At 51.0% G+C, this 13,505-nt stretch carries 13 protein-coding genes; 10 read left to right on the forward strand and 3 right to left on the reverse strand.

From position 1 onward, the window contains the following. Positions 1 to 150 precede the first annotated feature (150 nt). From H8K43_RS11150 to H8K43_RS11165, 4 genes are all read left to right on the forward strand, one after another. On the forward strand, positions 151 to 1,530 hold the full coding sequence (locus H8K43_RS11150) for an MFS transporter (protein WP_186903907.1): 1,380 nt from the start codon (positions 151 to 153) through the stop codon (positions 1,528 to 1,530). A 110-nt stretch (positions 1,531 to 1,640) separates the two neighbouring features. Then, positions 1,641 to 2,552 carry an SPFH domain-containing protein gene (locus tag H8K43_RS11155; RefSeq protein ID WP_230403869.1) on the forward strand — a complete coding sequence of 304 codons (912 nt, stop codon included), beginning with the start codon at positions 1,641 to 1,643 and terminating at the stop codon, positions 2,550 to 2,552. Between the two features lie 80 nt (positions 2,553 to 2,632). Then, entirely contained in the window at positions 2,633 to 2,914 is a 282-nt protein-coding gene (locus tag H8K43_RS11160; protein WP_186903908.1) for a hypothetical protein, read from the forward strand. A 2-nt stretch (positions 2,915 to 2,916) separates the two neighbouring features. Then, positions 2,917 to 3,156: a type II toxin-antitoxin system antitoxin gene (locus H8K43_RS11165; RefSeq protein WP_186904050.1), complete on the forward strand. Its 240-nt coding sequence runs from the start codon at positions 2,917 to 2,919 to the stop codon at positions 3,154 to 3,156. A 9-nt stretch (positions 3,157 to 3,165) separates the two neighbouring features. Here H8K43_RS11165 and H8K43_RS11170 read toward each other — a convergent pair whose 3' ends face one another. The 3 genes from H8K43_RS11170 to uvrA are packed head-to-tail and all read right to left on the reverse strand — an operon-like array spanning position 3,166 to position 7,759. Beyond that, positions 3,166 to 4,263: a patatin-like phospholipase domain-containing protein gene (locus tag H8K43_RS11170; RefSeq protein ID WP_186903909.1), complete on the reverse strand. Its 1,098-nt coding sequence runs from the start codon at positions 4,261 to 4,263 to the stop codon at positions 3,166 to 3,168. Positions 4,264 to 4,291: 28 nt separating this feature from the next. Beyond that, a complete protein-coding gene (gene pth / locus H8K43_RS11175; RefSeq protein ID WP_162018995.1) occupies positions 4,292 to 4,867 on the reverse strand; it encodes an aminoacyl-tRNA hydrolase in 576 nt (191 codons plus the stop codon). Positions 4,868 to 4,891: 24 nt separating this feature from the next. Beyond that, positions 4,892 to 7,759, reverse strand: a complete 2,868-nt coding sequence (gene uvrA / locus H8K43_RS11180) for an excinuclease ABC subunit UvrA (RefSeq protein WP_186904037.1) — start codon at positions 7,757 to 7,759, stop codon at positions 4,892 to 4,894. A 480-nt stretch (positions 7,760 to 8,239) separates the two neighbouring features. Between uvrA and H8K43_RS11185 the strand changes: the two genes are divergently transcribed. The 6 genes from H8K43_RS11185 to H8K43_RS11210 all read left to right on the forward strand — a co-directional run bounded on the left by H8K43_RS11185 (position 8,240) and on the right by H8K43_RS11210 (position 13,482). Continuing rightward, positions 8,240 to 9,424 carry an MFS transporter gene (locus tag H8K43_RS11185; protein ID WP_186904038.1) on the forward strand — a complete coding sequence of 395 codons (1,185 nt, stop codon included), beginning with the start codon at positions 8,240 to 8,242 and terminating at the stop codon, positions 9,422 to 9,424. 75 nt (positions 9,425 to 9,499) lie between these two features. Further along, positions 9,500 to 9,991 carry a single-stranded DNA-binding protein gene (ssb, locus tag H8K43_RS11190; protein ID WP_162018994.1) on the forward strand — a complete coding sequence of 164 codons (492 nt, stop codon included), beginning with the start codon at positions 9,500 to 9,502 and terminating at the stop codon, positions 9,989 to 9,991. 105 nt (positions 9,992 to 10,096) lie between these two features. Beyond that, positions 10,097 to 10,384 carry a hypothetical protein gene (locus H8K43_RS11195; RefSeq protein WP_186903910.1) on the forward strand — a complete coding sequence of 96 codons (288 nt, stop codon included), beginning with the start codon at positions 10,097 to 10,099 and terminating at the stop codon, positions 10,382 to 10,384. Between the two features lie 14 nt (positions 10,385 to 10,398). Further along, entirely contained in the window at positions 10,399 to 10,866 is a 468-nt protein-coding gene (locus H8K43_RS11200; RefSeq protein WP_186903911.1) for a hypothetical protein, read from the forward strand. A 547-nt stretch (positions 10,867 to 11,413) separates the two neighbouring features. After that, the gene (locus H8K43_RS11205; protein WP_186903912.1) at positions 11,414 to 13,123 is read left to right on the forward strand and encodes a S41 family peptidase; all 1,710 of its coding nucleotides are present in this window, start codon (positions 11,414 to 11,416) and stop codon (positions 13,121 to 13,123) included. A 125-nt stretch (positions 13,124 to 13,248) separates the two neighbouring features. Next, the gene (locus H8K43_RS11210; protein WP_186903913.1) at positions 13,249 to 13,482 is read left to right on the forward strand and encodes a hypothetical protein; all 234 of its coding nucleotides are present in this window, start codon (positions 13,249 to 13,251) and stop codon (positions 13,480 to 13,482) included. The last annotated feature ends 23 nt before the right edge of the window (positions 13,483 to 13,505 follow it).

Below are 13,505 nucleotides of genomic sequence, written 5' to 3' on the forward strand. Positions count from 1 at the left end.
ACAATCAGAAAAGCGGAAATAAAAATATTTTCTTCTTCCATTTTTTTTGTCTGCTTTTATACGGATACTGATTCCATTCCTGCCGCGAGCCTGGTTGGCGCCGGAGCTGCGCAGCAGTTCAATGTATATTTTTCGCTATTGGGGTCAGCCATGAAATCAGCCAGCTCTGTCATTCGTAACCGCCCGAGTCGTTTGCTTCGTCTTGTGCCGGGCATGCGTTCAGGTCTGCAGCATGATGCATCGGCGTTTCCTGCACCGGTGCGGCGTTTGCTGGCCAGCTCCTTCATCTTCGTCATCGGGCGCGCATTTGCATTGCCGGTGATGGTGCTGTTTTTGACCCGGCAATTCGGGCTGAGCCAGCATGCGATAGGCTGGATACTGGGCGGCAGTATGCTGGTCGCAACAGCGTCCGGTGTGTTTTCCGGTTATCTGGCTGATCGTATGCCTAAACCACGTTTAATGGCCTGGGCTTGTGTGCTGGTGGCGCTGAGTTCGGTGTTACTCAGTCTGGCCGCCTATGCCTGGCTGGCCTTCCTGATGCTGGCGCTGATTGAATCTGCGCTGGTACTACGCAGTATTGCTCTGAAATCTATGCTGGCAGATTATTTGTCGCCAGCTGAGCGTGCGCGCGCTTTTTCGATGAATTATTTGTTGATCAATCTGGCATTCGCACTCGGCCCTTTGTTTGGTACCTGGCTGTTTGGCTGGAATATGGCAGCCCCCTTATGGATAGCCGCCGGCTTTGCTTTGCTGGCGTCCTGGCTGGTTCAGAATCTGGCGGTGGCTGTGCCAGCAGACGCGGCATTGCAAAGGTCTGCGGCTGTCACACCGGCGCGCTTTAGTGACACCTTGCGGGATTTGCGGCAAGACCGGCGCTTGCTGTTATTCACGATTGCCAGCATGCTGACTTCCTTTGTATTCGGACGTTTTATTACTGGTTATCTGTCGCAGTATCTGATTAGCAGCCGGGGTGTGCCGGCGGCGGCTGAACTACTGCCAGCGATGCTGATGGTGAATACCATCGGTGTAGTCGGCCTGCAGTATCTGATCGGCAAACGCATACAGGCACAAAGCTTCCTGCGCTGGATCAGTTTGGGAATAGCGATGTACATCCTGGGGCTGGCGGGCTTTATGTTTGCGGATCAGCGCTGGCAGTGGATGCTGGCGACGGCCTTGTTTACTGTGGGTGAAGTGATTGTGATTCCCTGTGAATTCCTGTGTATCGATATGATCGCACCGCCTGCACAGCGTGGCAGCTATTACGGCGTACAAAGTCTGGCAACGCTGGGGACCGCACTGAATCCCGTCGTCAGCGGATATTTGCTCACCCATTTTTCTGCGCATAGCATGTTTATGGCCCTGATCAGCGCTGCGCTGGCAGGTCTGCTGTGTTATGTGCTGGGGATGCGTGCACAGTCACGTTGTGCTGCTAAGCCAGCAGCGGCCAGCGAAACACTGAGCTCAGCCCGTCCTCGCGCGGCACAGCGCATGGCCGGTACTGCTGTGCGTACCCTGCGTGGCTTTTTTTGACGGTCAGCATCTACGGTAAAAAAATATCAAAATTACCCTTGCTAGCTGAACTATCTTCTACTAAAGTGATATCACTTTGATTTCAATGGTGAAATCATTCAGGAGGTAAAATGAAAACTGAACAACAAGTTATTGCACGCAATGTCACGCAGGAACGTCAGTTGCAGTCATCCGATGGTTATTTGATGGTTGGTCTTGCTGTACTGCTGATTGCAGGGGGCGTATACAGTTTTGTGAGTATGCCTTTCGGTACCGGGATTGCTGGCGTATTTGCGCGGGTTATACCTGTCGCGCTGGGTGCGTTTTTATTTGCCGGGCTGTATATGCTGCAGCCGAACGAGGCAGCGCTGCTGTCCTTATTTGGTAAATACAAGGGAACTGATCGCAGCGAAGGACTGCGCTGGGTGAATCCGCTGTACAGCAAGCGCAAGCTCAGTCTGCGTGCACGCACACTCAACACCGCACCGCTGAAGGTCAATGATAAACGCGGTAATCCGGTGGAGATCGGTGCAGCCATCGTCTGGCGGGTACGTGACAGTGCGCTGGCGATTTTTAATGTGGATGATTTCGAACGCTATGTGAATGTGCAGGCTGAAGCCGCTTTGCGCCACATCGCTTCTTTGTATGCGTATGACGATGGTGAGGATTTAGCGGAAGGTGAAACCACCTTGCGCGCCGGGATGGAAGTGGTTGCCAGTGCGATGCGTGCTGAGTTACAAAGCCGTTTCGCAGCAGCCGGGATCGATGTGGAAGATGCCAAACTGACCCATCTCGCCTATGCCGCAGAAATCGCACAAGTCATGTTGCGCCGTCAGCAGGCCGAAGCAATTATCAGTGCGCGTAAAAAAATCGTCCATGGCGCGGTCAGTATGGTGGAAGCCGCTTTGCAGGGCTTGTCTGAGCGTCAGATCGTGGAACTCGACGATGAGCGCAAAGCAGCGATGGTCAGCAATTTGCTGGTGGTGCTGTGCTCGGATAAAGAAACCCAGCCCGTGATCAATACCGGGACTTTGTATAATTGATAGATAGGCCGGTGCGGACGCTCAGCTCTGCTCCGGCTTCTGTTTTTGTAACTGCCGTTTTTCTGATAAGCGAGCGCTTTATGCCTGCCGTCCTGGCCAGACTGTGTCTGTTTTTATTACTGAGTTGTGCTGTGGAGTTGTTCATGGATGAGCCTGGCCTGGGCTTTACCGGTTTGCACATGGTGACAACGGGAGCCGTTATTCAAGTGTTGATGCCTGCAGCGGGCATGCCTGATCCTGCATCCTGGCTGGCACGCTTTGGCAATGGTGCACAGCTATGGAAACGTGCGCGTCAGCTCATGCCGCGCTGGCATGCTGATCTGGGCCAGCCCCAGTCATTCACTTATATGTCTCAGGGATAGCGATGGCCAGTCCAGGTAAAAAATCCTTCCCGTTGCGTATAGATCCAGCCCTGTGGATTGAGATAGAAAGGCTGGCTGCGCAGGAATTACGCAGCGCGAATGCACAGGTCGAGTACATGTTGCGTCAGTCCTTGCAGCAACGCGGACTGGCACGCAGCAAGCCCCTTGCACAATCGCGTCAGGCGGATGTGACGGATGCGGCTGACGCAGACTTAGCAGATAAAGCGGATAAAAAATCCTGAACAGCGCGCTCAGAACAAGCGTACGGAGCGCATATCCGGCCGTGCGATGAAGGCTGCCAGATCATCACGCATACGCTGGCTCTCGGTCATCGCCAGCCGCCACTGGCTGATACGTTGCGCATGCTGCAGACCATAATAGGCAAAGTCTTTGCGATCCGGCAGTTTGGCGCGAGGCAGACTGCGTATGAAATCGCGTGAAGGTGCCACCATCACCACATTGTCCAGCCAGGGCGCAAAATGGCCACGTGCGGCGCGTCGCCATGGCAACGCCTTATCCAGCCAGCCCGGTATGATCTGATCACTGAAATGCGGATACAACACCAGTTCGCTGCGCGTGTTGCTCAGCAGACGCGAGTAGGGAAACGCCAGGTGATAATCGATGATGCCACCATCCCAATAGTAACCAGCCGGTGCCTGCGCGACAGCGCGGACTTCCTGCATGATCAGCGGCAGTGTGCCGGAAGCCAGTAATGCGCTTTGCAGATTGGTGCTGCTGAGTGCACAAAACTGGCTGCTGAACGCGTCAAATGGCGTTTTCAGCCAGTGCAGCGCATCGCGGCTATCACTCATCACCACCCGTTCCAGATGTTTCGCCAGATGTTCACGGCCGCGCAGATTCGCCAGTGCTGCCGCGACAAAGCCAGCCTTCGCCGCTTTCATATTGGCCGGTGCGCTGAGGCCGCGCTGACCACGATTGATCAGGATATGCAAACGCTGGTAAGGGTGTTGCAGTATTTCCTGTTCATAGCCGCCGATGAAGCGCTGTAGCATGCCTTGAATCTCAGTCGTGACATATTCGGCACTGGGTTTGTCCGGATAAGTCTGTTCGCAATACAAATCTCCAAGGCGTGCAAAGGCAGCAGCCGGATCTGCGCAGGCCGCAGCAGCCATACGCCAGGAGCCTATCGACGCGCCGATCAGGCTGCGTTCACGCGGTGCAGCGGCCAGCCAGTCACCAAACAGCCATTGATCCATCGCCTGCAAAATCAGGCCTTTGGGACCGCCAGCCGCAGCCGGAATCACTGCGATATCAGCTGCTTGCAGGCCATGCTGCCGGATGTGGCGATAAGCAGTTTGGCCGGCAAAAATCTGGATAGAAGAGGACATGAGGACTCCGCTGGTGCTTAATTGATGCCTACTTTGCGCTGGTATGCAAACGCGTCATCGCTTCTGCGAATTCGCCATCGACCATCAGCGGCAATACATCCATACTTTTCGCAATCGCTTCATCGATCAGCGGCTGTTCTTCCTTGCGTGGACGGTGCAATACAAAATCGGCCACGCCCTGATTCAGATTCAGCGTGCGCGGATGACCGATGCCGATACGCAGCCGCCAGTAATCCTGAGTGCCGAGCGCGGCGGTGATGTCTTTGAGTCCGTTATGGCCGCCGGACGAGCCGCCTTTTTTGAGCTTGGCGACACCGGGCAGCATGTCCAGCTCATCATGCACCACCAGAATCTGATCCGGGGTGATTTTATAAAAGCGACAGATTGCACCGACCGACTGGCCCGAACGATTCATAAAAGTCTGGGGTTGCAGCAGCCAGACTTCCTGACCCGCGATACGGGTTTTCCCAACCAGCGCATTAAAATTTTTGTCGCGCTGCAGGCTGACCGGAAACTGATCCAGCAGCCAGAAGCCTGCGTTGTGACGGGTTTGTTCATACTCGGGCCCCGGATTACCAAGGCCGACGATCAGACGGATAGACATACAAATTTAAGATAAATATAAAGCTTATTTTTTGTGTTTATTTAGCAGTGGCAGCAGGTATTTACCCGTCACGCTGTCGGGGTTGGCCGCCACTTGTTCCGGTGTACCGGTAGCGATAATTCTGCCGCCACCCGCACCGCCTTCCGGTCCCAGATCAATCAGCCAGTCGGCGGTCTTGATCACATCCAGATTGTGTTCGATGATGACCAGCGTATTGCCCTGATCACGCAGGCGGTGTATGACTTTGAGCAGCAGCGCAATATCGTGGAAATGCAGACCGGTGGTCGGCTCATCCAGGATGTACAAGGTGCGGCCGGTATCACGCTTCGATAATTCCAGCGACAGCTTCACCCTTTGTGCTTCACCACCTGACAGCGTGGTGGCGCTCTGACCCAGGCGGATATAGCCAAGGCCGACATCCAGCAAGGTCTGCAGCTTACGTGCGATCACCGGCACCGGTTTGAAGAATTCGTGCGCATCCTCGACCGTCATTTCCAGCACTTCGTGGATATTCTTGCCCTTGTACTGGACTTCCAGGGTTTCGCGGTTATAGCGTTTGCCATGGCAGACATCGCAGGGAACGTAGACATCCGGCAGGAAGTGCATTTCGACTTTAATCACGCCATCGCCCTGACAGGCTTCGCAGCGGCCACCTTTCACGTTGAACGAGAAGCGGCCAGCGCTGTAGCCACGTTCTTTAGCGGTCGGTACCGTAGAAAACAAATCGCGGATAGGCGTGAATAAACCGGTATAGGTGGCTGGGTTAGAGCGCGGTGTGCGGCCTATCGGTGCCTGATCGACAGAAATCACTTTATCAAAATGCTCGAGTCCGCTCACATGATCAAACGCAGCAGGCTCGGTCTGTGAGCCATACAAATGGCGGGCCGCCACATGGTAGAGCGTGTCATTCACCAGCGTGGATTTACCCGAGCCGGATACGCCGGTCACGCAAGTCAGCAAGCCGACCGGCAGCGTCATATCCTGATTTTTCAGATTATTGCCACGCGCACCCGCAATCAGCAATTGCTTATCGGGATCGGCGGCGGTACGTTGCTTCGGTACGCTGATTTCCAGCTCGCCGCTCAGATACTTCGCCGTCAGCGAACGCGGGTTTTGCATAATGTCATCCAGCGCACCCTGGGCAATCACTTCACCACCATGCACGCCAGCGCCTATGCCCATATCGACCACGAAGTCGGCGCAGCGTATCGCATCTTCGTCATGCTCCACCACCAGCACGCTGTTGCCGATATCGCGCAAATGCTTGAGCGTGTCGATCAGACGGTCGTTGTCACGCTGATGCAGACCGATAGATGGTTCATCCAGCACATACATCACGCCGGTCAGGCCCGAGCCGATTTGCGAAGCGAGGCGGATACGCTGTGCTTCACCACCCGACAACGTATCTGCACTGCGTTCCAGCGACAGATAATCGAGTCCCACGTTGTTCAGGAAAGTCAGGCGTGCCGTGATTTCCTTGATGATGCGGTCGGCAATATCGCGTTTTGCGCCATGCAATTGCAGATGCTCGAAGAAATGCAGGGTTGCGCGCAGCGGCATTGCGCTGATATCAAATATCGCTTTTTCCTGCTCGCCACTGCCCACCTTCACATAGCGTGCCTCTATGCGCAAACGTGCGCCATCGCAGGATGGGCAGGTTTTTTCATTAATGAATTTCGCCAGCTCTTCTTTGACCGCCATCGAATCGGTTTCGCGGTAGCGGCGCTGCAGATTCGTGACCACACCTTCAAAGCTGTGTTCCTTAACGACGGTACGGCCTTTTTCATTGATGTAGGTGAACGGGATTTGCTGCTTACCCGAGCCATACAGAATGACTTGCTGTGCAGATTCCGGCAATTGCTCAAAGGGCGTGTCGATATCGAATTCATAGAATGCCGCCAGATTCGACAGCATCTGGAAGTAAAACTGATTGCGGCGATCCCAGCCTTTGACGGCACCACTGGCCAGCGACAAATTAGGAAAGGCGACGATACGTTTTGGGTCAAAGAATTCGATATGACCGAGTCCGTCACATTCGGGGCAGGCACCCATAGGGTTATTGAACGAGAACAGACGTGGCTCCAGCTCCTGCAGCGAATAGCCGCATACCGGACAGGCAAATTTATTTGAAAACAGTTGTTCATGGCCGCTGTCCATATTCACCACCAGCGCACGGCCATTCGCAATGCGCAGACAGGTTTCAAAGGATTCCGCCAGCCGCTGCTTGATATCCTCTCGTACTTTGACGCGATCGACCACGACGTCGATGGTATGCTTTTCAGTCTTTTTCAGTTTAGGCAAATCATCTGCTTCAACGATGCGCGCTTCCTGGGTACCGCTCTGCACGCGGAAGCGTACGAAGCCCTGAGCCTGCATCTGTTCAAACAGATCCACATGTTCGCCTTTGCGGTTAGACACGACCGGCGCCAGTATCATCAGCTTGCTGTCTTCCGGCATGGCCAGTACCGCATCCACCATTTGCGATACCGATTGTGCGGCCAGCGGGTTTTCCGGATGATCCGGGCAATACGGCGTACCTACCCGTGCGTACAGCAGACGCAGATAATCATGAATTTCAGTGACAGTGCCGACGGTAGAGCGCGGATTATGCGAGGTCGCCTTCTGTTCGATAGAAATCGCTGGTGACAGGCCTTCAATCAGATCCACATCCGGTTTTTCCATCAGTTGCAGGAACTGACGCGCATAGGCCGATAAAGATTCGACATAGCGGCGCTGTCCTTCCGCATACAAGGTATCAAAGGCCAGCGAGGATTTGCCTGAGCCGGACAAACCGGTGATCACCACCAGCTTATTGCGCGGCAGGTCCAGATTGATGTTTTTCAGATTATGCGTACGTGCGCCTCTGACGCGGATCAACTCGCGTTTTTGCATACGTGCTATATCATCGGCGTCGAATTCGATTTCGGCGGGTTTTGGTGCTTTTGCGGCTTTTGATCGTGTCGTCATGGTATCAACTGAATTTTGGCGGAGGCAAGCAACCTGCTACTATAACGGGTTTTTCAAATTTACCGCGGGCCAGAGCCTGTAAACATTTAAATTGCGAGATGCGTTCAAGCCAAAACGTGGGCTGACAAGGCACACAACGCAGTCCAGCGCGCGTTTTGGCTTGAACCCGGAGGGAAAGAGGTAAAACAGCCGCATGGCGTTGTTGCATCCCGCTGACAGTGATCACACTGCTGCGCGGGCTGCGCCTGGCCCTGCAACTGTTTTCCCCCTTTCGCACACGTAATTTAAATATTTACAGGCCCTAGTCCCTGCTTTCCGCATTTTAGGCCACACACCAGCGTTATTCATATGACTATTGCAACAGATTTCGACCACGCCAGGCAGCCAGAGGCGGAACCAGCGGGCATGAGTCGCACTGAGCTGCGCGCCAGTGCCTCACTGGCATCCGTGTTCGCTTTGCGCATGCTGGGTTTGTTCATGCTGTCGCCGGTATTTGCGATTTATGCCAAGAGCCTGAGCGGCGGCAATAATGCACTGATGGTTGGGCTGGCGCTGGGTATGTTCAGCCTGGTACAGGCGTTTTGCCAGATTCCTTTTGGCATGGCTTCTGACCGTTTTGGCCGTAAGCCTGTGATCGTGACGGGGCTGATCCTGTTTATCGTGGGCGCTATTATTTGTGCTGCCTCGACCAGCCTCAGCGGCATCATGCTGGGACGCGGCATACAAGGGCTGGGCGCGATCTCGGCCGCCATTACCGCCATGATTGCGGATACCACACGCGAAGAGCACCGCACCAAGGCGATGGCCATGGTGGGCGGCTCCATCGGCCTGACCTTTGCACTGGCCATGGTGATTTCTCCGGTGCTGTTTGAGAGCATAGGCATGCCCGGCATGTTTGCCATGATCGCGGTAATGGGTGTGGCAGCCATCGCTGTGGTGTTGCGTGTGACGCCAGATGCGCCGCCCCAGCAGCACGTGCCGGTACCGTTTTCGGTGGTACTCAGGAACAAAGAATTAATGCGCCTGAATCTGGGCGTGTTTGTATTGCATTTTGCGCAGATGGCGATGTTTGTAGTGGTGCCGGGCGCGCTGGTGCAGGTGGCAGGTATGCCGGTCGCGAGTCACTGGAAAATCTATCTGCCAGTGATGCTAGTCTCGTTTGTTGCCATGTTGCCCGCTATTTTTGTGGGCGAAAAATATGGAAAAATGAAGCAGGTGTTTATTGGTGCCATCGCTTTATTACTGGTGGTGCAAATCGGCTTCTGGCAATTACTGCAGCAACCGCTGGCGCTGGTCGCCTTGCTGTTCGCGTTTTTTATGGCCTTTAACACACTGGAAGCCAGTCAGCCTTCGCTGGTGTCACGCATCGCACCACCCGCCGCCAAAGGCGCAGCGCTGGGCGTGTATAACACCTTGCAGGCCTTCGGCATTGCCTGTGGCGCCGCAGCCGGTGGCTGGCTGACCCAGTTTGCAGGTGGTGCAGCAATCTTCGCGCTCTGTGCGGTATTGACGCTTATCTGGCTTATAATCGCAGTCAACATGCCGGAAGTAGCGCGCCGTGCAGGCAAGAACAAGCCCGAAGCAGTTTGATCGCTATCGATACAACTGGAAATAGACGGCACAATTCGGGAAAATACAGGAAGTAATAGGAAATCAGGAGAAAATATGGCATCTGTGAATAAAGTGATTATCGTCGGCAATTTGGGCCGCGATCCGGAAACCCGTTATATGCCTAACGGTGATGCCATGACCAGCATTACTGTGGCGACCACTGATACGTGGAAAGACAAAGCGACAGGCGAAAAGAAAGAACAGACCGAATGGCACCGCATTACCTTTTTCGGTAAGCTGGCTGAAATCGCTGGCCAATACCTCAAAAAAGGTTCCCAGGTCTACGTCGAGGGCTCCCTGCGTACCCGCAAATACACCGATAAAGACGGTGTGGAAAAGTATGCAACTGACATCAAAGCAGATTCCATGCAGATGTTAGGCAGCCGCCAGGGTATGGGCGGCGGCATGGGTGGCGGCGCAGGCATGGACGACGGCTACGGCGCACCGGCCCCAGCCCAACGCCCGGCAGCCCCGGCCCAACGCCCAGCCCCGGTATCCCGCCCAGCCCCGAATTTCTCGGATATGGATGACGATATTCCGTTTTAAAAAGCGCCATAGTATTTTTTGTTAATTTTCACTCTAAAGCCCTGATTTTTCAGGGCTTTTTTGTTTTCTTGGAAAAATAAATGTTAAATTTTATTTAAAAGACATTTGCTAAATGAATACCTTGGTGAAGGTAAAATTTTTGTTTTAGAAGGAGTTTATTTATTTGGTTTTGCTCAAGTCAGATCCCTGAGTTCAACACTAGCTAGCTTTCTTTCGTTTCGTGCTGTAACGGTAGCCTTTTGTGTATTGTGGATACGCTTGGATGACCTTGATATTGGATTTGGTTTTAGTATTGCAAGCCAATTTAAAATTGATTTAATGATAGATGGCTCATCAGCTATTTGTTTTAATATTTTTGCTTTAGCAATGATATTTTTTTTGGATGTTGGGTAACTTATGAGAGAGAAATGAAAATTTCAGACAATATTCCCCATGGCTCATTTTTATGGCAAGTTAGGATTGTCAGAGTTTTTTCTGGATTATTTTTAATCGCCGCTATTGTTAATCAGAAATATTTCGTGGATTTAATCGCATTTTCTGCTATTTCTTTATTTGTTTCGTTTGTGATGTTAGCGCGTAAATCGAATTTTCTTTTAGAGCTTTATGATTGCAAGGAATTTTTGAGGCTTAAGCTAGATCACGAGGAAATTACGGTTAATTTTTCAGAGATGGAGAAAGTGGAAATTCGAGATGGAAAGGACGGATTGGATTGGATTATTGTTTATTTAAAATTTGAAGGTCCATTCGGTAAAGTTATTCAATGTTATCCAAATATGACTAATATTCCATTGGCTCGCCTTGATATTTGGGCTTCGGAAATGAATGAAAGGATTTCAAAATCTGCGCTTATAGTGAATGTTGATCGCAGTTTTTGATGTACCAAACAAGGGAAGTTTGAGGCGCACTGTTAATAGTGGATGCCTAGTTTCAAATTGCCATCACTTGTTTGCTAAAGGTCTCAGCGAACCGTGCTGGGATACATAACCAAGACGCGAATGGCGTCACTGGCGGTTATAGAAGATTTTTATGTAATCCTTGATCGATGATTTCGGATTGGCACGCGTGATGTTCCTCTGATGGCGATTCTGCTGTGCATCATAATTAAGAGCTGGAGACAGGAATCTGCTTAGTCCGGGCTAGGCTTACTGGTCGAACATTCAAAAAAGTGAAGACGACTTTTGATGTTGATGTTTATTGTTTTGCGTCGCAAGCCTTGAATGCGAAAAAGTAGTTTTTCTTTATTGTAAATAACAAATTACATTTGTATTTTGAAAATACAACTTCACTACACTTAGCAAGAAATCATATAATTAAATCATTTCTTAGAGGTGATTTTCGAACTTGGCTAGCATTAGCAGAGTGTTGAAATTTCGTCGTTTTTTGTCAGCAGTTCAATTCTCGCTTCCCTAAATTTTATTAAAAATGATGACTCGTTCAAGCCGCACATTTACCAGGTTGGCAGGAATATTTATATTCTCAAAGCTCACATTATTTTCTTATGCTGGTGCGTACGCTCAGGAGCCTCAACAAGCTGCTGTGCAATGGGCAATCAGTGCAACAGAAAATGAGCTTCTGGGGTTGAAAGCACTGCGTGGCAATGATCCAGTCACGGCATTAAAGTATTTTGAAAAAACGTATGAGATCGATCCCTCTATGGGGAGTGCGGCTTTTTATGCGGCGCTATCGTCGGCCAAGTCAGGCCATGTTGATACTGCGTTTTCATGGCTGGAAAAAGCACTGCAGGCCAAATACACCGGTGTGAATAAAATCAAAAACAGTAAAGACCTTGATGTATTACATGGGGATAAGCGCTGGAATCCGTTGTTGCTGCAGTTCGAAGCTATCGTCAAAGCAGATGCTGATTTTTGGGATGGCAGTACCTGGAAAACACCTTACAAAACAGTGCTGACTGAAGATGAGCGTATCGCAGGACTATCCAGGGTATGGTCTGAAGTTAAATACAATTTTGTGTTTGTAGACAAATTGGTCTCTCTGGATTGGGACGGTGTTTATTTTCGATACTTACCAAAAATTCGTGCTGCGACATCTAATGACGAGTACTACAAACTTCTTGCAGAGATGGTCGCTTTGTTGGGAGATGGACATACCAACGTCTATCCATCGCAAGAAGATTATGAGAAATATTATACAAAGCCCTTAATTTATACCGAGCTCATGGAAGGACGGGTCATACTCAGATGGGTGGGTGACCCAGCGATGTTAAAAGAAGGCATAGCCAGAGGTGACGAGGTAATTTCGGTTAACGGTATCCCGGTACGGGAGTACATGGAGAAAAGTTTAGGCCATCTTATTTCTGCAGGTACAACGCAAGATAAAAACGTCAGATTGTACCAATATCAGTTTTTGAGCGGCCCCATTGATGAAAAGCTTGTGCTGGTATGCAGGGATAAAAATGGCGTTGAAAAATCAGTCAAAATTGGACGCGTGACTAATAAAGAAAGAAATGAAATTCTTACATGGTCACAATATGATTTTCAGATGATTGAAGGCAATATTGCGCTCGTAAAATTAAATAGCTTTGCCGACATGGAGATTGCTAAATTTTTTCTGAGCGATTTTGAGAAAATAGCGAAGGCTAAAGCACTCATTCTTGATGTTCGTGAAAACGGTGGTGGTAATGCAAATGTGGGCTTCGAAATTTTGAGGACTTTGACACCCGAGGCATTTCCGACTTCGCGTGCAAGCGTTCGTCATTACCGGTCCGCATCGCGCATCCAATATGGATTGAATACAGAATTCACCTATCCAACTTATCGAATTTCACCGAGTAAACAATATCAGTTTGCGGGGCCTGTCATTGTCTTGACAGCTGCACAAACCTTTTCTGCAGCCGAAGATTTTGTCGTCGCTTTCAAAAATATGAAGCGTGGCTTAGTCGTTGGTGGTTATACCGCCGGCAGTACGGGGCAGCCGCTCTCATTCGATTTACCAGGAGGTGGATCAGCGCGGGTATGCAGCAAGAAAGATACTTTCCCAGATGGAGTCGAATTTGTAGGAAAAGGAGTAGCTCCAGATATCGAGGTATATCGGATGGTGAAAGACTTCAGAACTAAGCGGGACACCGTGTTACAGGCTGCTATCGCAGAATTGACGCGACCAGCAGGAAAGTAATTCGATTTGCTTGCTGAGATAAGTATCAACACCAGTCTGTAGAACAGTACAAGCTTGCGCATTTTCCATTCACCAAGCAGGAAAAAAGCGCCTGAAAATGAAAAAAATCAACATTAACGAAGTCTGTGTTTGCCGCCGTTTTTGCCTTGTTTGGTAATGTGGCGTGGGCAGCGCAAAACGTGGCGGTATGTGCAAATAGCGAAGATACGGTGGAGCTCACGGCGTGCATGAATGGGCAGCTTGAGTTGAAGATTGCGAAGTTTCAGAAATATTTTCTGGCTGCGCAGAAGCAGGACAGTGTGGTCTGGGGCAGCGCGCGCTTTCTATTTTTCCGCCTTTCGCAGCCAGTTGTTGGCTAATTGCTTAGTTAATTGGGCGTCAT

The sequence above is a fragment of the Cognatundibacterium curvum genome (assembly GCF_014284235.1).
GTDB lineage: Bacteria > Pseudomonadota > Gammaproteobacteria > Burkholderiales > Burkholderiaceae_D > Undibacterium > Undibacterium curvum.